Annotated in this window: 26 protein-coding genes and 1 tRNA gene; 11 read left to right on the top strand and 16 right to left on the bottom strand. The window is 73.4% G+C overall.

Annotation, left to right across the window (positions count from 1 at the left end; translation table 11 throughout):
* Positions 1 to 459: 459 nt before the first annotated feature.
* Genes OG625_RS28800 through OG625_RS28785 form a run of 4 tightly spaced genes read right to left on the bottom strand, consistent with a single transcriptional unit; the run spans position 460 to position 4,212 of the window.
* Complete coding sequence (locus tag OG625_RS28800) at positions 460 to 1,617, bottom strand: acetyl-CoA C-acetyltransferase (protein ID WP_329386799.1); 1,158 nt, start codon at positions 1,615 to 1,617, stop codon at positions 460 to 462.
* Positions 1,618 to 1,636: 19 nt separating this feature from the next.
* Positions 1,637 to 2,269 (bottom strand): TetR/AcrR family transcriptional regulator, encoded by a 633-nt coding sequence (locus tag OG625_RS28795; RefSeq protein ID WP_329386797.1) that lies wholly within the window; start codon positions 2,267 to 2,269, stop codon positions 1,637 to 1,639.
* A 15-nt stretch (positions 2,270 to 2,284) separates the two neighbouring features.
* Positions 2,285 to 3,070: an SDR family oxidoreductase gene (locus OG625_RS28790; protein WP_329386796.1), complete on the bottom strand. Its 786-nt coding sequence runs from the start codon at positions 3,068 to 3,070 to the stop codon at positions 2,285 to 2,287.
* Positions 3,067 to 4,212: an acyl-CoA dehydrogenase family protein gene (locus tag OG625_RS28785; RefSeq protein ID WP_329386794.1), complete on the bottom strand. Its 1,146-nt coding sequence runs from the start codon at positions 4,210 to 4,212 to the stop codon at positions 3,067 to 3,069. The genes OG625_RS28790 and OG625_RS28785 overlap by 4 nt, the downstream gene beginning before the upstream one ends.
* 46 nt (positions 4,213 to 4,258) lie before the next feature.
* On the opposite strand from OG625_RS28785, the gene OG625_RS28780 reads away from it, so the two are divergent.
* From OG625_RS28780 to OG625_RS28770, 3 genes are read left to right on the top strand one after another with little or no spacing between them, the layout of a single operon-like run.
* A complete protein-coding gene (locus OG625_RS28780; RefSeq protein WP_329386791.1) occupies positions 4,259 to 5,119 on the top strand; it encodes an enoyl-CoA hydratase in 861 nt (286 codons plus the stop codon).
* Between the two features lie 20 nt (positions 5,120 to 5,139).
* Positions 5,140 to 6,285, top strand: coding sequence for an acyl-CoA dehydrogenase family protein (locus OG625_RS28775; protein ID WP_329391052.1), 1,146 nt, complete (start codon positions 5,140 to 5,142; stop codon positions 6,283 to 6,285).
* Positions 6,285 to 7,271 carry an acyl-CoA dehydrogenase family protein gene (locus tag OG625_RS28770; RefSeq protein WP_329386789.1) on the top strand — a complete coding sequence of 329 codons (987 nt, stop codon included), beginning with the start codon at positions 6,285 to 6,287 and terminating at the stop codon, positions 7,269 to 7,271. Before OG625_RS28775 ends, OG625_RS28770 begins: the two co-directional genes overlap by 1 nt.
* On the opposite strand, the gene OG625_RS28765 is transcribed toward OG625_RS28770, so the two are convergent.
* Both OG625_RS28765 and OG625_RS28760 read right to left on the bottom strand, forming a co-directional pair.
* The gene (locus OG625_RS28765; RefSeq protein WP_329386787.1) at positions 7,253 to 7,609 is read right to left on the bottom strand and encodes a DUF2568 domain-containing protein; all 357 of its coding nucleotides are present in this window, start codon (positions 7,607 to 7,609) and stop codon (positions 7,253 to 7,255) included. The genes OG625_RS28770 and OG625_RS28765 overlap by 19 nt on opposite strands.
* A 54-nt stretch (positions 7,610 to 7,663) precedes the next feature.
* Positions 7,664 to 8,386, bottom strand: coding sequence for a class I SAM-dependent methyltransferase (locus tag OG625_RS28760; protein WP_329386785.1), 723 nt, complete (start codon positions 8,384 to 8,386; stop codon positions 7,664 to 7,666).
* A 138-nt stretch (positions 8,387 to 8,524) separates the two neighbouring features.
* On the opposite strand from OG625_RS28760, the gene OG625_RS28755 reads away from it, so the two are divergent.
* Entirely contained in the window at positions 8,525 to 8,989 is a 465-nt protein-coding gene (locus tag OG625_RS28755) for a hypothetical protein (protein WP_329386783.1), read from the top strand.
* 21 nt (positions 8,990 to 9,010) lie between these two features.
* On the opposite strand, the gene OG625_RS28750 is transcribed toward OG625_RS28755, so the two are convergent.
* Positions 9,011 to 9,358, bottom strand: a complete 348-nt coding sequence (locus OG625_RS28750) for a hypothetical protein (protein ID WP_329386781.1) — start codon at positions 9,356 to 9,358, stop codon at positions 9,011 to 9,013.
* A gap of 43 nt (positions 9,359 to 9,401) precedes the next feature.
* Positions 9,402 to 9,953 (bottom strand): hypothetical protein, encoded by a 552-nt coding sequence (locus OG625_RS28745; RefSeq protein WP_329386779.1) that lies wholly within the window; start codon positions 9,951 to 9,953, stop codon positions 9,402 to 9,404.
* A gap of 82 nt (positions 9,954 to 10,035) precedes the next feature.
* Between OG625_RS28745 and OG625_RS28740 the strand changes: the two genes are divergently transcribed.
* Positions 10,036 to 10,110: transfer RNA gene (locus OG625_RS28740), tRNA-Ala, on the top strand.
* Between the two features lie 4 nt (positions 10,111 to 10,114).
* Here OG625_RS28740 and OG625_RS28735 read toward each other — a convergent pair.
* From OG625_RS28735 to OG625_RS28725, 3 genes are read right to left on the bottom strand one after another with little or no spacing between them, the layout of a single operon-like run.
* On the bottom strand, positions 10,115 to 10,996 hold the full coding sequence (locus OG625_RS28735) for an alpha/beta hydrolase (protein WP_329386777.1): 882 nt from the start codon (positions 10,994 to 10,996) through the stop codon (positions 10,115 to 10,117).
* Entirely contained in the window at positions 10,993 to 11,721 is a 729-nt protein-coding gene (locus tag OG625_RS28730) for an SDR family NAD(P)-dependent oxidoreductase (RefSeq protein WP_329386775.1), read from the bottom strand. Before OG625_RS28730 ends, OG625_RS28735 begins: the two co-directional genes overlap by 4 nt.
* 3 nt (positions 11,722 to 11,724) lie before the next feature.
* A complete protein-coding gene (locus OG625_RS28725; protein WP_329386772.1) occupies positions 11,725 to 12,852 on the bottom strand; it encodes an LLM class flavin-dependent oxidoreductase in 1,128 nt (375 codons plus the stop codon).
* Between the two features lie 98 nt (positions 12,853 to 12,950).
* Between OG625_RS28725 and OG625_RS28720 the strand changes: the two genes are divergently transcribed.
* Positions 12,951 to 13,577 (top strand): PadR family transcriptional regulator, encoded by a 627-nt coding sequence (locus OG625_RS28720; protein ID WP_329391050.1) that lies wholly within the window; start codon positions 12,951 to 12,953, stop codon positions 13,575 to 13,577.
* Here OG625_RS28720 and OG625_RS28715 read toward each other — a convergent pair.
* Positions 13,478 to 14,026, bottom strand: a complete 549-nt coding sequence (locus tag OG625_RS28715) for a flavin reductase family protein (RefSeq protein ID WP_329386770.1) — start codon at positions 14,024 to 14,026, stop codon at positions 13,478 to 13,480. The genes OG625_RS28720 and OG625_RS28715 overlap by 100 nt on opposite strands.
* A 98-nt stretch (positions 14,027 to 14,124) precedes the next feature.
* Between OG625_RS28715 and OG625_RS28710 the strand changes: the two genes are divergently transcribed.
* Genes OG625_RS28710 through OG625_RS28695 form a run of 4 tightly spaced genes read left to right on the top strand, consistent with a single transcriptional unit; the run spans position 14,125 to position 18,273 of the window.
* Positions 14,125 to 15,750 carry a FadD3 family acyl-CoA ligase gene (locus tag OG625_RS28710; RefSeq protein ID WP_329386768.1) on the top strand — a complete coding sequence of 542 codons (1,626 nt, stop codon included), beginning with the start codon at positions 14,125 to 14,127 and terminating at the stop codon, positions 15,748 to 15,750.
* Positions 15,747 to 16,964: an acyl-CoA dehydrogenase family protein gene (locus tag OG625_RS28705; RefSeq protein WP_443067794.1), complete on the top strand. Its 1,218-nt coding sequence runs from the start codon at positions 15,747 to 15,749 to the stop codon at positions 16,962 to 16,964. The genes OG625_RS28710 and OG625_RS28705 overlap by 4 nt, the downstream gene beginning before the upstream one ends.
* Positions 16,965 to 16,979: 15 nt before the next feature.
* Positions 16,980 to 17,708: a VWA domain-containing protein gene (locus tag OG625_RS28700; protein WP_329386766.1), complete on the top strand. Its 729-nt coding sequence runs from the start codon at positions 16,980 to 16,982 to the stop codon at positions 17,706 to 17,708.
* 55 nt (positions 17,709 to 17,763) lie between these two features.
* On the top strand, positions 17,764 to 18,273 hold the full coding sequence (locus OG625_RS28695; protein WP_329386764.1) for a pyridoxamine 5'-phosphate oxidase family protein: 510 nt from the start codon (positions 17,764 to 17,766) through the stop codon (positions 18,271 to 18,273).
* On the opposite strand, the gene OG625_RS28690 is transcribed toward OG625_RS28695, so the two are convergent.
* The 4 genes from OG625_RS28690 to OG625_RS28675 form a co-directional block, all read right to left on the bottom strand.
* Positions 18,266 to 19,543, bottom strand: coding sequence for a DUF1906 domain-containing protein (locus tag OG625_RS28690; protein ID WP_329386762.1), 1,278 nt, complete (start codon positions 19,541 to 19,543; stop codon positions 18,266 to 18,268). The genes OG625_RS28695 and OG625_RS28690 overlap by 8 nt on opposite strands.
* Positions 19,544 to 20,088: 545 nt before the next feature.
* A complete protein-coding gene (locus OG625_RS28685; protein WP_329386759.1) occupies positions 20,089 to 21,168 on the bottom strand; it encodes a hypothetical protein in 1,080 nt (359 codons plus the stop codon).
* The gene (locus tag OG625_RS28680; protein WP_329386757.1) at positions 21,165 to 21,389 is read right to left on the bottom strand and encodes a hypothetical protein; all 225 of its coding nucleotides are present in this window, start codon (positions 21,387 to 21,389) and stop codon (positions 21,165 to 21,167) included. Before OG625_RS28680 ends, OG625_RS28685 begins: the two co-directional genes overlap by 4 nt.
* A 91-nt stretch (positions 21,390 to 21,480) precedes the next feature.
* Entirely contained in the window at positions 21,481 to 22,398 is a 918-nt protein-coding gene (locus OG625_RS28675) for an NAD-dependent epimerase/dehydratase family protein (protein ID WP_329386756.1), read from the bottom strand.
* Positions 22,399 to 22,511: 113 nt separating this feature from the next.
* Between OG625_RS28675 and OG625_RS28670 the strand changes: the two genes are divergently transcribed.
* Positions 22,512 to 23,495 carry a GlxA family transcriptional regulator gene (locus tag OG625_RS28670; protein ID WP_329386754.1) on the top strand — a complete coding sequence of 328 codons (984 nt, stop codon included), beginning with the start codon at positions 22,512 to 22,514 and terminating at the stop codon, positions 23,493 to 23,495.
* Positions 23,496 to 23,687 lie beyond the last annotated feature (192 nt).

Raw genomic sequence — 23,687 nt, 5'->3', positions numbered from 1 at the left:
CGCGGCGCCACTGCCGGGGCTCCGCCCCGGACCCCGCGCCTCAAACGCCGGCGGGGCTGAGGGTGCCCCCTGGGCCGGGGTCGGCCTGTTGGGGCGGTGCCCCGCCGGAGTGTCTCCTCGTCCTCGCGCACTGAGCCGCGGCTGCGAGACGTGAGGGTGGTTGCGCGCTCGTCCTGCGGGGACACTCCGCCGTGTCCCCGCCCCAACGCGCGCTCCCGGCCCACGGGGCGGGGGGTCTGGGCCGTCTGGCCGGTCCTGCGGGGGCACTCCGGGGCGTCCCCGCAGGACGAGCGCGCAACCACCCCCCACTTCCAAAGGTGCCTCGGTGCGCGAGGACGAGGAGACGCCCCGGAGGGACCCCGCGGACCAACCCGACGGCCAAGAACCCCGCCCCGGGGGCAACCCAGCCCCGCCGGCGATTGAGGCGCGGGGTGCCGCCCAGCAGCAGCGGCGGCCGGGCTACAGCCGCTCGATGATCGTCACGTTGGCCTGGCCGCCCCCCTCGCACATGGTCTGGAGCCCGAAGCGGCCCCCCGTGCGCTCCAGTTCGTGGAGGAGGGTGGTCATGAGCTTGACCCCGGTCGCCCCCAGCGGATGCCCCAGCGCGATCGCGCCGCCGTTGACGTTGACCCGCTCCGGATCCGCGCCGGTCTCCTTCAGCCACGCCAGGACCACCGGCGCGAACGCCTCGTTGATCTCGACCAGGTCGATGTCGGCCAGGGACATGCCGGTCTTCTTCAGCGCGTACGCAGTCGCCGGGATCGGCGCCGACAGCATGCGGATCGGGTCCTCGCCCCGTACCGAGAGGTGGTGGATCCGGGCCCGCGGCCGCAGGCCGTGTTCGCGGACCGCCCGCTCGGAGGCGATCAGCATCGCCGCCGCGCCGTCCGAGACCTGGGAGGAGACGGCCGCGGTGATGGTGCCGCCCTCGACGACCGGCTTCAGGGTCGCCATCTTCTCCAGGGTCGTGTCCCGCCGCGGGCCCTCGTCCACCGTTACGTCCCCGTACGCCACGGTCTCGCGCTCGAACCGGCCCTCGTCGATCGCGCGCAGCGCCCGCTGGTGCGAGCGGAGCGCGAACTCCTCCATGTCCCGGCGCGTGATGCCCCACTTCTCCGCGATCAGCTGCGCGCCGTGGAACTGGTTGACCGGTGCGTCGCCGTAGCGGGCCCGCCAGCCTTCCGAGCCCGCGTACGGGCCTTCCGTGAAGCCCAGCGGTTCGGCCGCCTGTCGCGAGGCGAAGGCGATCGGGATCATCGACATGTTCTGGGTGCCGCCCGCGACCACCAGGTCCTGGGTGCCGGACAGGACGCCCTGCGCCGCGAAGTGCACCGCCTGCTGCGAGGAGCCGCACTGGCGGTCCACCGTCACCCCCGGCACCTCCTCCGGGAGGCCCGCCGCCAGCCATGCCGTCCGCGCGATGTCGCCCGCCTGCGGCCCGACCGTGTCGAGGCAGCCGAACACCACGTCCTCCACGGCGGCCGGGTCCACCCCGGACCGCTCGACCAGCGCCTTCAGGACGTGCGCGCCCAGGTCGGCGGGGTGGACGGCCGACAGGCCGCCCTTGCGCCGCCCGACGGGGGTGCGTACCGCATCGACTATGTAGGCCTCGGGCATCGGATCTCCTCTTGATGGGTCAGGTGCGTAGGGCGATCCCGTCCAGCACCATCGACAGGTACTGGCGGGCGATCTCCTCGGGGCTGTGCTGTCCGCCCGGCCGGTACCAGGAGGCCGCCACCCACACCGTGTCGCGCACGAAGCGGTAGGTGAGGCGGATGTCGAGGTCGGCGCGGAAGACCTTGGCCGCGACCCCCCGCTCCAGCGTCCCCAGCCAGGCCTTCTCGAACTTCACCTGGGAGTCGGACAGGTAGTGGAAGCGGGGCTGCGCGGAGAGGGTGCGGGATTCCTTCTGGTAGATGGCGACGGCGGCACGGTGCCGGTCGATCTCCCGGAAGGACTCGGTGACGAGGGCCTCGATGGTCTCCCTGGGGCCGAGACCGGCGTCGAGGACGGTGTCGTAGCCCTCCCACAGCTCGCTCAGGAAGGCCGAGAGGATCTCGTCGAGCATCGATTCCTTGGAATCGAAGTGGTAGTAGAGGCTGCCGGCGAGCATTCCGGCGGCGTCGGCGATCTTGCGGACGGTGGTGGCGTTGTAGCCCTGCGCGGCGAAGACCTCGGCTGCGGTGTCGAGGAGTTCGCGGCGCCGCTCGGGTGAGGCCGTCACCTGCGGCTTCTTCTTCTGGGGCTGAGTCGGCTTGTTCGTTGGCACGCGTCCATTCTCGGCCTACGCGTGCTGGCTGCTGACCGACACGGTCTCGCCGGTCATGTACGACGAGTAGCCGCTGGCGAGGAAGACGATGACGTTGGCGACCTCCCAGGGCTCGGCGTACCGGCCGAAGGCCTCGCGGGAGGTGAGTTCGGCCAGCAGCGCGGCGCTGGTGACCTTCACCAGGTGCGGGTGCATGGCCAGGCTCGGGGCGACCGCGTTGATCCGTACTCCGAACTCGGCGGCCTCCAGGGCCGCGCAGCGGGTCAGCGCCATGACCCCGGCCTTGGCGGCGGCGTAGTGGGCCTGGCCGGTCTGGGCCCTCCAGCCGATGACGGAGGCGTTGTTGACGATGACCCCGCCGCCCGTGCCGGCCGCCTGGAAGGAGCGCATCGCGGCGCGCGTGCAGCGGAAGGTGCCGTTCAGGGTGACGTCGAGGACGCGGGACCACTGTTCGTCGGTCATGTCGACGAGGGCCGCGGTGCCGCCGAGGCCGGCGTTGTTGACGACGATGTCGAGGCCGCCGTGGGTCTGCTCGGCGAGCGCGAACAGGGCCCGTACCTGCTCCTCGTCGGTGACGTCGCAGGGCAGGGAGGTGACCCGGTCCGCCCCGAACTCGGCGGCGAGCGCGTCCTCGCTCTCCTTGAGCCGGCGGGCGTGGGCGTCGCTGATGACGATGCGGGCGCCCTCCTCCAGGAAGCGGCGGGCGGTCGCCCCGCCGATGCCGGCTCCGGCGGCGGCGGTGATGACGGCGGTGCGGTCCTTCAGCAGGTCGTGCCCGGGGACGTAGGTGGGGGTGTTCACGCCCGTACCTCCTTGGGAAGGCCGAGGATCCGCTCGGCGATGAGGGTGCGCTGGATCTCGTCCGAGCCCGCGTAGATGGTGTCGGCGCGGGAGAAGAGGAAGAGCCGCTGCCGGTCGTCGAGGTCGTACGGGTCCCCGTGCGCGCCCGCCGCGAGGAGCGAGGGGGCTCCGCAGACGTCCATCGCGAGCTCGCCGAGGTCGCGGTGCCAGCGGGCCCAGTACAGCTTGGCCACGGAGGGCGCCGTGGGGCGCAGGGCGGTGGCGCGCAGGGTTTCGAGGCCTATCCAGGCCTGCGTGAGGCGGTCGCGGATCAGCGGGTCGGCGAGGGCCCCGTTGGCGCGGGCGAGTTCGGCGAGGTCTTCGAGTTCGCGGCGGAAGCCGACCTGCTGGCCGAGGGTGGAGACGCCGCGCTCGTAGCCGAGGGTGGCCATGGCGATGTTCCAGCCGTCGCCGGGGGCGCCGACGACGTGGGCGGCGGCGGTGCGGGCGCCGTCGAAGAAGACCTCGTTGAACTCGGAGGTACCGGTGAGCTGCACGATGGGCCGGACTTCGACCCCGGGCTGGTCCATGGGGACCAGGAGGTAGGAGAGGCCGGCGTGGCGGCGGGAGCCCGGTTCGGTGCGGGCGAGGACGAAGCACCACTGGGCCTCGTGGGCGAGGGAGGTCCACGTCTTCTGCCCGTCGACCACCCACTGCCCGTCGTGGAGCGTGGCACGGGTGCGGACGCCCGCGAGGTCGGAGCCGGCGTCGGGTTCGCTGTAGCCCTGGCACCACAGTTCCTCCACGGCCCGGACGGGCGGCAGGAAGCGGCGCTTCTGCTCCTCGGTGCCGTGGGCGATGAGGGTGGGGCCGAGGAGTTGTTCGCCGATGTGGTTGACACGGGCGGGGGCGTCCGCGAGGGCGTACTCCTCGTGGAAGGCGATCTGCTCCTCGGTGCTCGCGCCGCGGCCGCCGTACTCGACGGGCCAGCCGAGGCAGGTCCAGCCGTGGGCCGCCATGTGCCGTTCCCAGGCGAGGCGTTCGGCGAACGCCTCGTGCTCCCGGCCCGGTCCGCCGCGGCCCTTGAGGGTGGCGAACTCGCCGGTGAGGTGGGCCCGTAGCCACCTCCGAACCTCGGTGCGGAACTCCTCGACGCTGCTCATGGCCGTACGTTAACCTACCAAACACTTGTTAGGGAAGGATCCGAGGATGCCCGACGACACCGACGACGGCCACGACGCCCCCGTGCTCTACGAGCGCCGCGGCCCGGTCGCGTACGTGACCATGAACCGCCCCCGCTACCGCAACGCGCAGAACAGCGCGATGACGTACGCCCTCGACGACGCCTTCTACCGCGCCGCCGACGACCCCGACGTGAAGGTGGTCGTCCTGCGCGGAGCCGGCGAGCACTTCTCCGCCGGCCACGACATCGGCACCCCCGGGCGCGACGCCCACCTGCCCTTCGAGCGGCGGGCCGGCCTGTGGTGGGACCACTCGGGGCGCTCGGGCGCCGAATCCCGCTTCGCGCGCGAGTCCGAGGTGTACCTGGGGATGTGCCGGCGCTGGCGGGAACTGCCGAAGCCGGTGATCGCCTCGGTGCAAGGGGCGTGCGTGGCGGGCGGGCTGATGCTGGCCTGGGTGTGCGACCTGATCGTGGCGAGCGAGGACGCCTTCTTCGCGGACCCCGTCGTCCGGATGGGCATCCCCGGCGTCGAGTACTTCGCGCACCCGTGGGTGATGCCGCCGCGGATCGCGAAGGAGTTCCTGTACACGGGCGACCGGATGCCGGCCCGCCGGGCGTACGAGATCGGCATGGTCAACCGTGTAGTGGATCGTGCAGAGTTGACGGACGAGACCGACCGGCTGGCCCTGCGCATGGCCGAGATGCCCGGCTTCGGCCTGGCCCTGACCAAACGGGCCGTCAACCAGGCCGAGGACCTCCAGGGCCTGCACACCGGCATGGACTCGGTCTTCGGCCTGCACCACCTGGCGCACGCCCACAACGCGGAGACGGCGGCGGACTCGCTCGGAGGCGTCAACATCGCCGCCCTGAAGGAGGCGAACACCTGATGGACCCGGTGGACCCCACGATGAGCCTGACCCAGACGGCGGAGGTGGAGGCCTTCCGGGCCGAGGCCCGGGCCTGGCTCGCCGCCCACGTGCCCGCCGCTCCCCTGCCCTCCCTGGAGACGGAGCAGGGCTTCGCCGCGCACCGGGAGTGGGAGGCGCGGCTGCACGCGGACCGCTGGGCGGTGGTGTCCTGGCCCGAGGAGTTCGGGGGCCGGGGCGTCGACATCGTGAAGTGGCTGGTCTTCGAGGAGGAGTACTGGGCGGCGGGCGCGCCCGGCCGGGTCTCCCAGAACGGCATCAACCTCCTCGCCCCGACCCTCTTCGACCACGCCACCGACGAGCAGCGGGCCCGGGTGCTGCCCTCCATGGCGAGCGGCGAGGTGATCTGGGCGCAGGCCTGGTCGGAGCCGGAGTCGGGCTCCGACCTGGCCTCGCTGAAGTCGCGGGCGGTGCGCACGGAGGGCGGCTGGCTGCTGTCCGGGCAGAAGACCTGGTCCTCGCGGGCCGCCTTCGCGGACCGCGCCTTCGGCATCTTCCGCACGGACCCGGACGCCCCGAAGCCCCACCAGGGGCTGACGTACCTGATGTTCGACCTGCGGGCGCCCGGGGTGACGGTGCGGCCCATCGGCCGCCTCGACGGCAAGCCCGCCTTCGCGGAGCTCTTCCTGGACCAGGTCTTCGTACCGGACGAGGACGTGATCGGGGAGCCGGGCCAGGGCTGGCGGATCGCGATGTCGACCACGGGCAACGAGCGGGGGCTGACCCTGCGCTCCCCCGGCCGGTTCCTGGCGGCGGCCGACCGGCTGCGCACCCTGTGGGAGACGGCCGGTGACCCGGCCGACACGGCGCTGCGGGACCGGGTCGCGGACGCGGTGGTCGGGGCGCGCGCCTACGAGCTGTTCACCTGGGCCAACGCCTCCCGCTTCGCGGCGGGCGAGACGATCGGCGCGGAGTCCAGTCTGAACAAGGTGTTCTGGTCCGAGTACGACATCGCCCTGCACGAGACCGCCCTGGACCTGCTCGGCCCGGACGCGGAGCTGGCGGCGGGCGAGTGGGCCGAGCCGTGGGTGTTCTCGCTGGCCGGGCCGATCTACGCGGGCACGAACGAGATCCAGCGCGACATCATCGCCGAGCGGCTGCTCGGCCTCCCGAAGGGCCGCCGCTGATGCGCTTCCTGCTGACCGACGAACAGGCGGACTTCGCCCGTACCGTGCGCTCCCTGCTGGGCGCGGCCGAGGTGCCGGCGGCGGTACGGGCCTGGGCGGCCGGCGACCAGAACCCGGGCCGGGCCGTGTGGGCCCGCCTGGCCGACACGGGCCTGTTCGCGCTGGCGGTGCCGGAGGCGTACGACGGCGCCGGCCCGCTGCCGCTGGAGCTGGCCCTGGGCTTCGTGGAGCTGGGGCGGGCGGGGGTGCCGGGGCCGGTGGTGGAGAGCGCGGCGGCGTCCGTACTGATCTCCGAGCTGGGCGACGAGGCGCTGGCGAAGCTGTTCCTCCCGGGGCTGGCCGCGGGCGAGACCTCGGCCACCCTGGCCCTGCCGGGCGGGAGCCCGTACGTCCTGGACGCCGACTCGGTGAACCAATGCTTCACGGTGTCGGCGACGGGTGAACTCCGCCTGACCCACGGCATCGTGGGCGAACGGCTGGCCTCCCTCGACCCGGCCCGCAGGCTCTCCCGCCCCCTGGCGGCCGGGGCGCTGCTGGCGACGGGCCCCGCCGTCACGGCGGCGGCCGGGACGGCCGGGCGCTGGGCGCGGCTGCTGACGGCGGCGCAGTGCCTGGGCGTGGGCGAGGCGCTGCTGGCGCGCACGGTGGAGTACGCGAAGCAGCGCACCCAGTTCGGGACCCCGATCGGCTCCTTCCAGGCGGTCAAGCACCGGCTGGCGGACACCCTGCTGGCCCTGGAGTTCGCCCGGCCGCTGCTGTGGGCGGCGGCGCTGTCCCTGTCCCCGGCCGACGTGGCCGCGGCGAAGCTCGCGGCGGGCGAGGCGGCGTACGCGGCGGCCATGACCGCCCTCCAGCTCCACGGCGCGGTCGGCTACACGGAGGAGCTGGACCTCTCCCTGTGGCTGCGCAAGGCCCGCCCGCTGCGTGACGCCTGGGGCACACCGTCGGCCTGCCGGGCGGAGGTCCTTCAGCCGCGCGTGCGGTGATAGGTCGCCAGGGCGGTGTTCACGAGCACGATCCCGCCGAACCACAGGGCTCCGGTCCGCCACCCGACCGCGTACAGCGCGAGGGCGGCGGACCCGAACACCACCGCCTTGACACCGAGCTGGGCGACGAGCGGAACGGCGTAGGCGGCCTTGGGTGCGGCGAAGGCACCCCACAGCACGCCGGCGGCGACCGGGGCGGCCACGGCGAGCCCGATGGACCAGACCCGGCCGATGTCCCGGGTGTACCCCCACCAGGCCAGCGCGGCGAGGGCCGCGAGTTCGAGGAGGAAGGCCAGGACGTCGTTGACGCCGAAGAAGACCCGCAGGAAGGAAGTCATACCGGCAACCTCTCCGACCGGGCCCGGAGGCGTCCACTCCTTAACCGCCCCTTCTCACATGACGGCGACCCTGAGCGTGACGACGTAGTGCTCCTCGACGGTGCCGTCGGGGAAGAGGGGCTCCAGCCGGGCGCGTTCGGCGTCGAGGAACGCGCGGGTGTCGTCCTCGCCGATCAGCAGGAAGGCGGAGTGGCTGGCGTGGTTGGCGAGGTGCGTGGTCAGCGGGATCCGCCGGGACCACCGCACCTCGCGGGTGGTGACGTCGAGCCCTTCCAGGGACTCGCGGGTGGGCAGCCCGGTCGCCCCGAAGAAGGTACGGAGCCGTGCGTCCTGCTCGGCGACCCAGGGGACGGTGGTGTCCATGTCGTTCCACCAGAGGGCGAGCGCGCCGCCTGGCCGGAGCACGCGGCGGGCTTCGGGGACGGACCGGGCGGGGTCGGTCCAGTGCCAGGCCTGGGCGTACGTGAGGAAGTCGAACGCGCCGCCGGCGAGGGGCAGCCGGTCCCCGTCCCCGCGTACGACCGGGATCCCTGGGTTCGCCGCCCGGAATTCGGCGGCCATCCCGTCCCCCGGCTCCACGGCGAGCACCTCGGCGCCCCGCCCCCGCAGCAACGCGGTGGCGATCCCGGTCCCCGCCCCGACGTCGGCCACCCGCGCCCCGGCGAGCGACCGCCCGGCGAGTTCCTCGACGGCGTCGAAGAGGGCGGGCGGGTAGCCGGGCCGGTTCGCGCGGTAGAGCGCGGCGGCGGCGTCGAAGGACCGGGCGCGTTTCGTCATGCGGCCATTGTTTTCGATCACGCGCCCCGGGACCACCGTGGCCGACGCAGCCAACGTAGGGAACCGATAGGGGATCTGACGGCATCCCTGTGATCGAACGTACGACGAACGACCGAGAACGAACGAGGTACTGGGAACATGCGAAGCACGAAGACCGGGATGATGACGCTGTGCGCCGCGACGGCGGCGGTGCTGCTCACCGGCTGCGGAAGCGACAAGCCGAAGCCGGCCGTCGACGACGCCAAGCCCGCGGCCTCCCAGAGCCCCGCCCCCGCGTCCTCCGCGCCGGCGGCCAAGACCGGCGGCGCGACCCACGAGGTGACCCTGGAGGTCGGCGGCACCGGCAAGACCGCGGTCATGTACAGCGGCATCGGCAGCGGCTTCGAGACGCAGACCCTGCCGTGGACGAAGTCGGGCACCGCCGAACTCACCGCCGCGGAGCAGAAGGTGGGCTACCTGGTGAACGTGGTCCCGGGCCTCATCACGGGCGCCGACGGCAAGCTGGTGTCGGCGCCCTGCTCCATCAAGGTGGACGGCAAGGTGGTCTCGGAGAGCGACGGCATCAAGAACTCGAAGGGCTGCTCGTACATCATCAAGCAGTAGCCCCGGCGGCTGCCGACCGGCTCAGGGGCGGAACTCGTGCACGACCTCGATGCGGCCGACGATGTGCCGGTTGAACTCGTCGAGCTCCTCCGCCGGGACCCACAGCTCCAGGATGGTCTCGCCGCCGGCCTGCTGGACCGGGTAGCGGGTCAGGAAGTCCGAGTCGACCTCGAAGCGGGTCACGAAGCCCGCCCCGTCGTGCTTGACGTTCCAGTCCCGGGCGATGCGGATCGCGTAGTCCTCGTTCATCACGGGATAGAAGATGGGCTGCTCGGGCAGGCGCGGCGGCCAGGCCCGCCAGTCGAGGGCGCGGACCAGGTCGAGCTCGACGGGGCCGGTCGGCCGCCAGAGGGTGGTCGTGGTGGACATGCGGCGACCCTAAGGGCTGGGCCACCGCGTTGACCAGCGGGTTTCAGTCGCGGGGGCGGCGTAGGGAGAGCCGGCCGAGGGTGGCGGTCTGGAGCAGGAGGAGCGCTGCCGTGGCTGTCGCTTCCCCGAGGGGTTCGGAGGGGCGGGGGCCGACGGACCACGCCGGGCCGTTGGGGTCCACCGTCACCGTGAGGCGGGCGCCGACGGCGAGGTCCATGGAGACCGAGCCGGGCAGGTCGCGGCCCGCCTCCGTGCGCAGGCGCAGCGACGGCGAGTAGACGGAGCCGTCCTCCAGCATGGCCCGCGAGGCCACCACCGCGACTTCCTCGCGGCCCCGGTCGTGGAGGGTGTGGTCGTCCCAGGCGATCCAGCCGAGCCCCACGACCCCCACCGCGGTGAGCGCGACGGTGGTGCGGGCCACGAACTCCGCGCCGGTGCCGTGCGGTACGGCGGCGCCGATGACGAAGACGCCGAGCAGGATCGGTATCCAGAAGCCCTCCGGGCCCCGCAGCAGCAGGATGGCCCCGAACTCCGCTGCCAGGAGGAGGCAGTTGCGGAGCAGCGCCCCCGACAGCCGCCGTATCAGTTCGACCATGGACACATCATGCCCGGGATGCGTTCGGCCCTGAACCCGCGGTGCGGACCCGCCGAGCCCCCGCCTAGGATCGGAGCCAGGGGCGGGGTCGTAGCACAGAGGTAGTGCACCTACACAGCATGGAGGAGGACGCCGGTTCGAATCCGGCCGCCCCGCCCCCCTTACTCCAGCGCCGCCACCCAGGCCGCGGCCGCCGCCAGTGCGGCGCCCCCGGCCGGGAGCGGTAGTCCCAGGAAGCCGTGGAAGACGCCCGGGTGGAGCTGGACCGTGCAGTGCACGCCCGCCGCCGCCAGCCGGCGCCCGTACCCGAGGCCCTCGTCGCGCAGCACGTCGCAGTCCGCGAGGACGATCAGCGCGGGCGGCAGGCCCGACAGGTCGGGGGCGTGGAGCGGGGAGACGTGCGGGTGCGCCGGGTCGCCGCCGTACTGGTCCCAGTACCAGGCCATGTGGGCGGCGGTGTGGAAGTAGCCCTTCCCGTACGCCTCCACCGAGGCCGAGGCCATGGACGCGTCGAGCGGTGGGTAGAACAGCAGCTGGCCCGCGATGAGTTCGGGTGCCCGCAGGGCGGTGACGGCGGCCAGGTTTCCGCCGCTGGAGTCCCCCGCCATGACGATCCGGTCGGGGTCGCAGCCCAGCGAGGGCGCCTGCGCCCGGGCCCACAGCAGTACGGCCAGCGCGTCGTCCGGCGCCGCCGGCCAGGGGTGTTCCGGGGCGAGCCGGTAGTCCGCGGAGATGACCACCGCTCCGGAGGCCGCCGCCAGGGTGCGGCAGAGCGCGTCGTGGGTGTCGAGGCCGCACATCACCCAGCCGCCCCCGTGGAGGAAGACGACCAGGGGACGGTTTCCGGAGCCCGGCTCGGGGTCGTAGACCCGGACCGGGACGCCGGAGGCGACCGTGTCGTGGACCGAGGCGACGGCCGGGCCCGGCGGGCCGGGGACGGACGCCGCCGCCCGCAGGGCCGCCGCGTCTCCCGGGCCCGGGAAACCCGCCGTCATCGCGTCGCACCAGCGCCTGGCCTCGGGTGAGAGCTGGTCACGGGTCATGCCGTGGTCATCCCGCCGTCGACGGTGAACTCCGTGCCCGTGACGTACGAGGACGCGTCCGAGCAGAGGAAGAGCACCAGCTCCCCGACCTCCTCCGGCCGTCCCATCCGCCCGAGCGGTACGTGCGACCAGTCCCGGCCCGCGACCTCCGCCACCATCGGGGTGTCGATGGCCCCCGGATGCACCGAGTTGACCCGGATCCGGTCCCCGGCCAGGTCCAGCGCCGCCGACCGGGTGAGCCCGCGCAGCCCGAACTTGGTCGATCCGTACGCCGCGTGGCCGGGGATCCCGACCAGCCCGGCCGTGGAGGAGATGTTGACGATCGAGCCGCCCCCGCCCGCCCGCAGCACCGGCGCCACCGCCTGGATGCCGAGGAAGGGGCCCAGCAGGTTGACCCGCAGCAGGGTCTCGAAGTCCTCCAGGGACTGCTGCTCCACGTGGGCCGTGCGCCACAAGGCCGCGTTGTTGACCAGTGCCGAGATCGTGCCGAAGGCCTTGACCGCCTCCGCGACGACCCCGGCCCAGCTCGCCGGGTCGGCCACGTCGTGGGGTACGTACAGTCCCTGGTCACCGAGCGAGGCGGCCACCGCCCGGCCCTCGTCCTCCCGTACGTCCGTGACGACGACCCGCGCGCCGGCTTCCGCGAACAGGCGGGCCTCGGCCGCGCCCTGGCCGCGTCCGGCTCCGGTGACGACGACGACCTTCCCGTCGAGGGAGATGCTCATGGCTCAGGCCTCCTGTTCCAGGGCACGGAAGTGCGGGATGACCTTCTCGCCCCACTGGCGGATGGTCTCCAGGCAGGCCTCCTGCGGGACCGTGCCCATCTGGATCAGGCACATCACCTCGTCGACGCCGATCTCGCGCAGCTGCTCGACGTAGGCGATGGCGGTCTCGGCGCTGCCGTACGCGTGCTCCGCGTTGTAGGTGCCGGTGTCGACGGGCCGCGCCGGGATGTTGGCCTCGTGGAGCTTGGCGACGAGCTCGTCGCGGCCCTTGGCGAGCGCCCCTACGTGGTCCTCGTCCTCGGCGTAGCCGGTCGGTGCGGGGGCGTTGCCGTACCAGTGGGCGATGGACTCGGCGAAGAAGCGCTGGCCGCGCGTGCCGAGCCGCAGCGCGCGCTCGGCGTCGTCGAGGACGATGGTCGGGCAGAGGGCGGAGAGGTGGTCGTTGACCTCGCTCGACACGAGGCGCTCGCCGGTGCGGGTGGCGATGGCCTCGTCGTAGACCTTGCGCATCGCGCGGACGTCGTCGGCGCCCGCGAAGCCCATCACCAGGGCTCCGATGCCGAGTTCGGCGGCGAGTTTGAGGGTGTCGTGCTTGGAGCAGGCCATGAAGAGCGGCGGGTGCGGGTCCTGGACCGGGCGGGGCAGGATCGCACCGGGGCCGATGTCGATGGAGCCGTGCCATTCGAACTCCGGCTCGCGCCAGGCGGCGGAGAAGATCCGCAGTGCTTCTTCCATCTGCGGGTAGGTGTCCTCGGGCTTCACCCCGTACATGGACATCTCCTGGCGGGTGGCGCCGCGCCCGGCGCCGATGTCGACGCGTCCGCCGGAGAGCACGTCGAGCATGGCGGCGCGCTCGGCGACGCGGACCGGGTGCTGGTAGCCGAAGGGCATGGTGACGACGCCGTGGCCGATGCGGATCTTCTGCGTCCGGGCGGCGACCCAGGTCAGGAAGATCTCGGAGGCGCTCATGTGGGCGTACTGGGTCAGCGAGTGGTGTTCGACGGCCCAGATCCGGTCGAAGCCCATCTCCTCGGCGAGGACGGCCTGTTCGACGCAGTCGTGGATGACCTGGCGCTCGCGCTCCGGGGTCGGGTCGACGAGCTGGGCCTCGAAGATCATCGAGAACTTCACGGGGAGGTCCCTCCATCCAGGGAGTGGTATTTCGATTAGGAATACTTCTAGCAGTCATACCCCTCGGGGGGAAGGGCACCGCGGGGACCGGTCGTAGACTGCGCTGCGTGGCAGAAGAGAAGGCAGACGAGTCGAACAAGCGAGCACTCCCCGCGACCAGCTGGGCGGTGCTCGGGCTGCTCTCCTTCGGGGAGGAGCTCTCCGGCTACGACCTGAAGAAGTGGTCGGACTGGTCGCTGCGCTTCTTCTACTGGAGCCCGTCCTTCAGCCAGATCTACAGCGAGCTCAAGCGCCTGGAGAAGGCCGGCTACGCCTCTTCACGGCTCGTCACCCAGGAGACCGGCACCCGCGACAAGCGGGTGTACCGGATCACCGACGAAGGCATGACGGCCGTACGGGAATGGGCCCGCGAGGCCCCGGTCGACCCGCCCGCGCTCAAGCACGGGCCGATGCTGCGACTGTGGCTGGGCCACCTGCTGGAGCCGGAGCAGATGCGGGAAGTCCTGGGCCGGCACCAGGAGTTCGCGGAGAAGATGCGGCGTCGGGCGGTGGCCGACGTGGAGGGCGCGAAGGACGAGTCGGCCTGGGCCTACCCGACGCTCACCCTCAAGTGGGCCGAGCGGTACTACGCCTCCGAGCGCGACCTCGCGGCCGCCATGCTGGAGGACATCGAGGCACTGGCCGCCGGGCGGGGCGAGCGCGGCGAGCTCGGCAAGCGCCCGTAGGCGCGCCGGAAGTAGAGCAGCGGCGGCTCGCCGGCGCGGTGCGCGGTCAGGGCGGTGACCCTGCCGAGGGCGATCTCGTGGTCGCCGCCGTCCAGCACGTCCTCCAGATCGCACTCGACGCTCGCGAGGACTCCGTCGAGCAGGGGCGCGCCGTTTCCACCCGGACGCCAGGGGACGCCGGCGAACTTGTCCCCGCCGGTCACGGCGAACCGGCGGCACAGTTCCTGCTGGTCGGCGGCCAGGATGTTGACGGCGAAGGCGCCGGCGGCCCGGATCTTCGGCCAGGTGGTCGAGGTACGGGCCGGACAGAAGCAGACCAGCGGCGGGTCCAGCGAAACCGATGAGAACGACTGCACGGCCATTCCGACGGGACGGCCGTCGCCTTCGCATGCCGTGATGACGGCGACGCCGGTGCAGAAGCTGGAGAGGACCGACTTGAGGGTCTCCACGGGAGCCTCCAAATATTTCTACTAGGTATATGCCTAACCGAAACACCTGTGATTGGATACCGCCCACGCTCGCTCGTCAAGTAGGGAGGGTCCGTCCGATGCCACCGGCACCGCCACAGTCACCGCCACCGGTCCCACAGCCGGCACCGCCACTGCCACCGCCCGCCACGCTCGCCCGGCTCCCCGAGTACGCCGCCGCCGTGTACGGGGACCGCGAGGCGCTCGCCGACGGGGAGGTCCGCTGGACCTTCGCCCGGCTGGCCGTCGAGATCGCCGCCGCCGCCCGCGCGGCCATCGCGCACGGTGTCCGGCCCGGCGACCGGGTGGCGATCTGGGCCCCGAACAGCCGCCAGTGGATCGCCGCCGCGCTGGGCGCGGTCGGCGCGGGCGCGGTCCTCGTACCGGTCAACACCCGCTACAAGCCCGCCGAGGCGGCCGACATCATCCGGCGCAGCGGCGCCCGCGTGCTCTTCACCGAGCGCGGCTTCCTCGGCACCGACTACGTCCGTGACCTGCACACCTCCGGCGAGGACCTCGGCGCCCTCACCTCCACCGTCGTCCTGCGCGGCGGGACGGGCCCCGGGTCCTGGGAGGCGTACCTGGCCGCCGGGGATTCCGTCACCGAGGCGGAGCGGCTCGCCCGCGCCGACCGGATCCGCCCCGAGGACCTCAGTGACATCCTGTACACCTCCGGCACCACCGGCCGCTCCAAGGGCGTCATGACCACCCACGGCCAGACCCTGCGGCTCTACGCCTCCTGGTCCGAGCTGGTCACCCTGCGCCCCGGGGACCGGTACCTGCTGGTCAACCCCTTCTTCCACACCTTCGGCTACAAGGCCGGGGTCCTCGCGTGCCTGCTGCGCGGGGTCACGATGCTCCCCGAGGCCGTCTACGACACCGACCGCGTCCTGGCCCGGATGGCCGCCGAGCGGGTGACCTGCCTGATGGGCCCCCCGACGGTCTTCCACGGCCTGATCCGGCACCCCGCCCTCGCCTCGCACGACCTGTCGGCGCTGCGGCTGGCCGGGACCGGGGCGGCCTCCGTCCCCACCGCCCTCGTCGAGCAGATCCGCGAAGTGCTCGGCGCGCCCGACGTGTTCACCGCGTACGGGCTGACGGAGTCCGGCGGGGTCGTCTCCGTCTGCCCCACCGACGCGGACGCCTGGACGGTCGCCCACACCGTGGGCCTGCCGCTGCCCGACACCGAGGTACGGATCGCCTCCCCGCTCGGCGAGGTGCTGCCGGCCGGGGAGCCGGGCGAGGTGCAGGTCCGCGGCTACCACGTCACCCCCGGCTACCTCGACGACCCGGCCTCCACCGCCGAGGCCGTGCTGCCCGGCGGCTGGCTGCGCACCGGGGACATCGGCGTCCTGGACGGGCGCGGCTACCTCTCGATCACCGACCGGCTGAAGGACATGTACGTGGTCGGCGGGTTCAACGCCTACCCGGCGGAAGTGGAGAACGTCCTGCTGACCCATCCCGCCGTCACCGACGCGGCCGTGGTCGGGGCCCCGGACGAGCGGCTCGGCGAGGTGGGGGTGGCCTACGTGGTCACGGCCGGGCCGCCCGTCACGGCCGCCGAGCTGACGGCCTGGGCCCGCGAACGCCTGGCCAACTTCAAGGTGCCCAGGCGCTTCCACCTCGTACCGGAGCTCCCGCGCAACGCCGGCGGCAAGCTGCTGAAGACCGAGCTGCGGCGCGCGGCGCGGGGGGAGGGCTCGTGAGCGGCCTGGAGTGGACGCCCGAGCAGGAGGAACTGCGGGACGCGGTACGGGCGGTGCTGGCGCGGCATCCCGGCCACGCGGCCTGGGCCCCGCTGACGGCCCAGGTGGGCGCGGCCGCGCTGGCGGTACCGGAGGAGTACGGCGGGCTGGGCTGCGGGGCCGCCGAGGTCGGGGTGGTCATGGCGGAACTGGGCCGCGCGCTGAGCCCCGTACCGTACCTGGGCTCGGCGGTGCTGACCGTACGGGCCCTGCTGGCCGCGGGCGACGAGGAGTCCTGCGCGAAGTACCTCCCGGCCCTGGCGGACGGCTCCCTGGTAGGCGCCCTGGCCTGGGCGGAAACCCCCGGCGGGGGCGTCGGGCGCGGGGGCTGGGAGGCCGCCGACATGGCCACCCGGGCGGAGCCGAACGGCGGCGGGTGGCTGCTCACGGGCACCAAGCGGTACGTGCTGGCGGGCCCGTCCGAGCCGTCCCTGGTACTGGTCTTCGCCACCATCGGCGGCGACCCCGACCCCGAGCCTGAACCCGGCACCGGCACCGGCACCGGCACCGGCACCGAGCCCGGCCGGCGCACCGCCATCAGTCCCGGCGGCCAGGGCAACGGCAGCCCTTCCTCGCCCGGCCAGGGCAACGGCAGCGGCCGGCTCGCCCTCTTCGAGCTCACCGCCCCGCCCGCGGCCTTCACCCCCCGGTCCACCGTGGACCGCACCCGGCCGCTCGCGGAGCTCACCCTCGCGCGGACCCCGGCCCGGCTGCTCTCGCCCGACGGCGCCGGAGTCCTGGCCCGGGTCCGGGACCTGGCCTGCACGGCGCTCGCCGCCGAACAGGCGGGGGCCGCCGGAGCCGCGCTGGAGGCCACGGTCCGCTACGCGAAGGACCGGGTCCAGTTCGGCCGCCCCATCGGCTCCTTCCAGGCCGTGAAGCACCGGCTCGCCGACATGTACGCGGCCGTGGAGTCGGCCCGCTCGATGGCGCTCGCCGCGGCCGCCGCCGACGCCCCGCCCCACCTGGCGGCGGCCGCCAAGTCGGCCTGCTCGCAGGCGTACTCGTACGTCGCCGGGGAGATGATCCAGCTGCACGGCGGCATCGGCATCACCTGGGAACACGAGGCCCACGAGTTCTTCAAGCGCGCCCACGGCTCCGCCCTCCTCTTCGGCTCGCCGGCCGAGCACCGGACCCGGCTCGCGGCCGAACTCGGTTACGTCAGGGCGGGCTGACGTACCCTCGGAATCATGACGCGCAGTGCGATAAACCTCCGCAAGGTCGAAGAAGCGGCTCCGGCGCTCGTGAGTCTCTACAAGAGCGCCGGGGTCTCGCTGCGCAAACACGGCATGGAGGACGGGCGCGCCGCCGTCTACCTCGTACTGGACTACTCGGGGTCCATGAAGCCGTACTACGCGGACGGCAGCGTGCAGGCCCTCGCCGACCGGGTGCTGGGCCTGTCCGCGCACCTGGACGACGACGCCCGCGTACCGGTGGTGTTCTTCTCCACCGAGGTCGACGCGGTGGAGGAGATCTCCCTCGTCGGGCACGAGGGCCGGGTCACCGAGATCGCCTCCCGCCTCGGCCACATGGGCAAGACGGCCTACCACGCGGCGATGGACGCGGTGATCGACCACTACCAGGACTCGGGTTCGACGCTGCCCGCCCTCGTCGTCTTCCAGACCGACGGTGGGCCGATCAACAAGCTCGCCGCGGAGAAGTACCTGTGCAAGGCGGCCCCCCTCCCCCTCTTCTGGCAGTTCGTCGGCTTCGGCAACACCCGCAGCTCGCAGTTCGACTTCCTGCGCCGACTCGACGAACTGCCCGTCCCGGAGCGCCGCGTGGTGGACAACGCGGGCTACTTCCACGCGGGCCTGGACCCGCGCACCGTCCCGGACGCGGAGCTGTACGACCGCCTCGTCGGCGAGTTCCCGGCCTGGCTGGCGGCGGCGCGCGGCGCGGGCATCGTACGGAGCTGACTCCGCGCGTCGCGCCTGAGCGGCGACCATCAGCACCTCGCGCTTTGATGGAGCTATGACGACGAACAACTGGGCAGCGTTCGAAAAGGCGGAACCGAAGTTCGCGGCGGCGGTTCAGGCCCGCTTCGCGCAGTACCCGCACCACGTCCTGGCCACCCTGCGCAAGGACGGCTCACCCCGGGTGGCCGGGCTGAACGTCGACATCCGCGGCGGGGAGCTGTGGCTCGGCATGATGGCGGGCTCCATGAAGGCCAGGGACCTCCAGCGCGACCCGCGGTTCGCCCTCCACACGAACCCGGGCGCGGGTGAGGAGATGCCGGACGGGGACGTACGGATCTCCGGGCGCGCGCTGGAGCAGGTCGACCCGCCCGAGCTGCACCGGTACGCGGAGGAGACGGACACCCCGCACCCCTTCCACCTCTTCCACGTCGACCTGACCGAGGTGGTCCACATCGGCGTGGAGGGCGACGACCTCGTCATCCGCTCGTGGACCCCGGCGCACGGCCTGCGCACCATCCGCCGGGGCAATGACGACGAGCCGCCGCGCGAGGATCCGGCTAGCTGAGGGGCGGCGGCACCGGGAGCGGGCCGAGGACCGACGGGTCGACGTCCAGCCAGTTGCGGTCGATGTTGATGGTGACCCCGCCGTACGAGGCGTCGTGGTCCCCGCGGAACTGGTGCGCCCGGCGCCGGCCGGACCACTTGCCGGTGCCCTCGGGCAGCCCCATGTCCGCGTCCGTCACGGACGCCGCGCCGTTCCAGCGGGCCACCCACAGCACGTCCGGCATGGCGTCGGGGGCCTGGTGGTGGTGGGCGCTGAGCGCCTTGGCGCCGGAGCTCGCCGCGACGTAGGCGCCGGAGCGGTGGCCCAGCTCGTGCAGGCGCTCGGTCCAGGCGGTCAGGTAGGCGACGACCGGGGCGTCCCAGGTGGCGCGGTCCGTGTAGTTCTCCAGGTCGTTGTAGAGCACCGCGCCCGCGCCGAGCCCCAGCGAGCGGGCGGCGTCCACCGCGCCCTCGGCGGCGGCGCGGCCCTGCTCGTTCGCCTCGGAGGGATCGGTGGACAGGCCGGTGCTGGAGCTGTGCCAGGGCTGCGGGCCGACCCAGAGGGGCATCAGGTGCCAGCCGGCGTCGGCTTGCCGCCGGACCCAGTCGGCCGTGAGCCGGGGCTGGGCGCAGGCCCGGGCACGGCCGCCGATGTAGATGCCGACGGCGCCGAAGGGCGATTCGGCGCGCCAGGTGTCCATGGCCCGCTGGGTCGGGGCGGTACAGGCGTCGAAGCCCTCGCCGGTGAAGGCCTGCTGCCCGGTACGGGGCTTCGCACCGTCCGCCGCCACGGCGGGCAGGGCGGGCGCAGGCAGGCTCGCGGCCACCGTACGGGCTTGCGCGAGGATCCCCCGTACGGTGTCGGGCGCGTCCCCGTAGGACACGGTGGCCACGACGCCGGCCCGGCGCAGGACGTACCGCAGCTCGTTGCTGTCGGTACGGGGCACGGGCGCGGACAGCTCGCCGACGGTCGGGATGTCGGCGCGCGGCGGGGCACCGTCGAGGGGTTCGAGGTGCAGGGTGTCGGCCCGGCGGACGACGGCGCGGCCGGTGCATTCGGCCTGGGTGCCGGCGTGGCCGAGGTAGAGGGTGGGCACATCGAGTCGCAGGCAGGCGTCGGGCTCCCGCTCAAGGTCGACGACCCGCCAGCCGACGGGGACGGCGAGCCGGAGCCCGCGGTACTCGACGGTGCGGGTGGCCGCGTCTGCGGCGGTGGCGGTCGGCACGGAGATCAGCAGGGCGGCGCCGAGCAGCCCGCTGAGCAGGGCTCGGGTGGGGGTGGGGGTGGGCATGGGGCCCACTGTTACCAGACGAGGCCGCCCTCAACTGCACGGTTCCGCCGGGCAGATGCCCCATCCGGCCTACGCCCTCCCCGGGGTTCCGCGCCTCAAACGCCGGCGGGGCTGAGGGTGCCCCCTGGGCCGGGACCGGCCTGTTGGGGCGGTGCCCCGCCGGAGTGTCTCCTCGTCCTCGCGCACCAAGGCACCGCTGCGAGACGTGAGGGTGGTTGCGCGCTCGTCCTGCGGGGACACTCCGCCGTGTCCCCACCCCAAGGCGTACTCCCGACCCACGGGGCGGGGGCGCAGGGACCCCCCCACCCCAACGACGCATCCCCGGCCCACGGGGCGGGGGCGCAGGGACCTCCCCACCCCAACACGCTCCCGGCCCACGGGCGGGACCCTTGGCCGACGGAGGGACCCCGCGGACCGGCCCGACGGCCAAAAACCCCGCCCCGGGGGGCAAACCCAGCCCCGCCGGCGATTGAGGCGCGGGGTCCGGGGCAGAGCCCCGGCAGCGGCGCCGCACCGGTCGGCCTCGCCACCCGCCCAGGGACAGGTCAGGACTGGTCCTGGAAGGCCGGCAGCGCGAAGATCCGCTCCTTCCCCGCCTCCTCCATCCGCTCGACCAACGGCAGCACCAGCTCCCACAGGTCCCGCTTGTCGACCTCCCTCACCAGCGCGTCCAGCTCCCCGTCCCCCAGCCCGGCCGCCGCATCCGCAACCACCTTCCGCGCATCCTCCGGCAGCACCCCCACCAGCGGCAGGAACTCCCCCCACAGCCCGGTCGCCACCACGGCCGCCACCACCCCGGCCAGCACCAGCGGATCCCGCAGGGACTCCAGCCGGGCCACCGCCAACCGGTCCTCCTCCCCCAGCAGGGCGACGAGCGGCAGCAGCGCCTCCCACAGCCCCTCCGCATGCGTCACCCGCACGAGCGAGTCAAGATCCGCCGCGTCGAGCCGCGCCGTGAGCTGCGCGATCCGCAGCCGCTGCTCCCCTCCCACCGAGGCCGCGACCGCGAGGGCCTCCTCCCACAGCCCGTCGGCCGCGGCGGCCCGGACCACCGCCCCGAGCCGCTCGTCGCCCATCAGCTCCAGGATCCTCGGCAGCCGCTCGGGCTGGTCCACGTAGAACCCGGCCTTCAGCACATCGGCGTCGCCGACCTGCCCCAGGATCCGTCCGAGCACCTGGTCCCGCATGTGCCCGACGAACCGCCCCATGGTGAGGTGGTCGCCCTTCTCGGCGAGGGCGACCGCGATCCGTACGACGAGCCCCTCGTCGAGCCGGTCCACGATCCCGGCGATCTTCCTCGGGTCCAGGTGCCCGCACGACTCGGCCGTGAACGACACCGGCAGCTTCGCGATGATGTCCGCGGCACGCCCCGCCTCCAGCCGCCCGGCGACGGCCGCCGCCAGCCGCGGCCCCAGCGCCTTCTGCGAGATGGCCGCGGCGACCCCGGCCGGCACCAGCTTCGTCGCGGCGGCGATCCGGTCGAGCATCTCGGGGGCGCCGTCGTTCAGTACGGCGCTCGCCTGCTCGCGGAACCTCCGCACGTCCTGCGTCGGCAGCCCGCGGAGGAACCCGAGCTCCTCCTCCCCCAGCAGCCGGGCGACCTTTTCCGCCTCGGCCCGGCTCACCGGAACAGCACCTTGCGCACGGCGCCGCGCGCGAGCGCGGGTACCAGCCGGAGCGCCTCTTCGGCGGCCTCGTTCAGCCCGTCGGCCTGCCGCGCCCGCTCGCGGCTCAGCGCGTCGGCCAGCCGTACGAGCTCCTCCGCGCTCAGTTCCTTGAACGAGTCGGGAAGCTGCACTCCACCGAACTCCACACCCAACCGGCCCAGTTCCTGATCCACACCCACGGGACGACCTCCCCTACCGGAGACGAACGACGGCTCGTCCCGAGCGTGGCCCCGTATTGACTATTAGTCAATACTCGCGGGTAGGTCGTGCTCACCGCCCGGTCGACGCCAACTCCTTGAGCACGAGGTCCAGTTCCGTGGCCCGCACTCCGAGCACGCGCTCCGTCCCGGAGGCGTCGAGGCGCAGCTCGCGTTCGTACTGGTAGGCCATCTCCGGGATCTCGGCCACCACGGCGTCCGCCGCGGCCGCCGCGGCGAGCTCGTCCGGCGTCATGGTCCGCAGCCGCGGAGCCGGCGCCCCGGCGAGCTCGGCCAGCCTGGCCATCAGGTCTCTCGGGGACAGCTCGGAGGTGGACGGCACGTGCCAGGCGCGGCCCCAGCCGTCCTCGTGCGCGCCGGCGGCGATCAGGGTGCGTGCGACGTCGCCCACGTAAGACCAGGCGTGCGGCGCGTCGAGCCCCACCGGGAGGACGGCCTCCGTGCCGGCCAGTACGGCGGGCACGGCCACCAGGGGGAAGAGGCCGATGGCGCCGGCCCCGAGGAAGTCGCCCGGCCGGACCTCGGCGACCCGCACCCGCCCGGCCCCGTGCGCGGCCAGGGCCTCCTCCCACATGGCGGCGCGGACCCGCCCCTTGTCGGAGTTCGGCCGCATGGGCCGCTCGGGCGCGATGGGCCCTTCGACCGGCCCGTACCCGTAGACGTTCCCCAGCATCACGTAGTCGGCGCCGGCCCGTTCGGCAGCGGCGAGCAGCGCAGCGGCAAGGGGCGGAAACTCGGTCCGCCAGTCCTGGTAGGCGGGGGCCGCGGCGTTGTAGAGGGTCTTCGCGCCCCTCAGCAGCTCGGCCAGCCGCCCGGTGTCCGTGACATCGGCGGCGACCCGCTCGACGAGCGGGTGCTCGGGCCCGCCGCCGCTGCGGGTGATGACGCGCACCTGTTCGCCGGATGCGGCGAGGAGGCGTGCGGTGGCGGTGCCGATCGCACCGGCGCCCGTGATGACGTGCAAGGCCATGGCTGTACTCCTGTACGGGAACTGCGAGTTGGTTCTGCTGACGGGATCAACCCTCGCCCGGCGCGGAGCCGTACAGTAGTGGCCCGAATGCCAGCCTTCCGGAGATTCGAGCCATGGCCACTCCCCCCACCCGCCCGCACCGCATCGTGGTCATCGCGTGTCCCCCGCTGACCACCTTCGACCTGTCGATCCCGGGGGTGGTGTTCGGTGCGACGAGCATCGGCGATCAGCCCGCCTACGAGGTGACGGTCTGCACCCTCGTCCCCGGCGTGCTGGAGGCGGCGTACGGCACGGACGTGGTGGTGCCGAACGGCCTGGAAGCGGTCGAGCGGGCCGACACGGTGATGGTCACGGGGACGGCCGACCGGGATGCCACCGACCCCCGGGTGCTGGACGCCCTGCGGGCCGCCGCCGCACGCGGCGCGCGCATCGCTTCCATCTGCACGGGCGCGTTCGTCCTGGCGCAGGCCGGTCTCCTGGCGGGCCGCCGCGCCACGACCTTCTGGTCGGCATCAGCGGACTTCCGGCAGCTCTTCCCGGACGTCGACCTCGTGCCCGGCGTCCTGTTCACGGAGGACGAAGGGGTACTGACCTCGGCGGGCATGTCGGCCGGGATCGACCTGTGCCTGCACATGGTGCGCTGCGACTACGGATCGGCGGTCGCGAACGCCACCGCCCGCCTGGTGGTGGCGGCCCCCGTCCGCCCGGGCGGCCAGGCCCAGTACATCGAGACCCCGCTCCCGGCCGAGCGCGGCACCTCCCTCGCCGCGACCCGCGCCTGGGCGCTGGCCCGCCTGGACGAGCCGACGACGCTGGCCGATCTGGCCCGGCACGCGGGCACGAGCGTCCGCACCCTGACCCGCCGCTTCCGTTCCGAGACGGGCGCCAGCCCCCTCCAGTGGCTGCTGCACCAGCGCCTGGACCGCGCCCGCGAAATCCTGGAGACGACCACCCTCCCGATGGACCAGGTCGCCACCCGCAGCGGCCTCGGCACGGCCGACTCCCTCCGCACCCACCTCATCCGCCACACGGGCCTGACCCCCAGCGCCTACCGGGTCGCCTCGCGCACCCGGGCCGTTGTCAGTGGCGACGCATAGCCCGGCGGAGATCGGATCTGCTCAACGCATCCCTCCCCGTTCACCCTGAACTGCCCCGCGGGCAGCCCCGCCCGCATAACGGTCCCCCTGGCACAGGCCTGGGCTGTGGCTTCGGAGCCGGCGTGACGGCCTCGTCCCCGTCCATCCGCTGGGGCGCCACCGTCGTACAGCCCGAATGGCGGGCGGGCGCAC

The sequence above is a fragment of the Streptomyces sp. NBC_01351 genome (genome assembly GCF_036237315.1).
Lineage (GTDB): Bacteria > Actinomycetota > Actinomycetes > Streptomycetales > Streptomycetaceae > Streptomyces.
The sequence above is the reverse complement of the archived record's forward strand: the minus strand, read 5'-3'. Positions and strand labels throughout refer to the sequence as shown.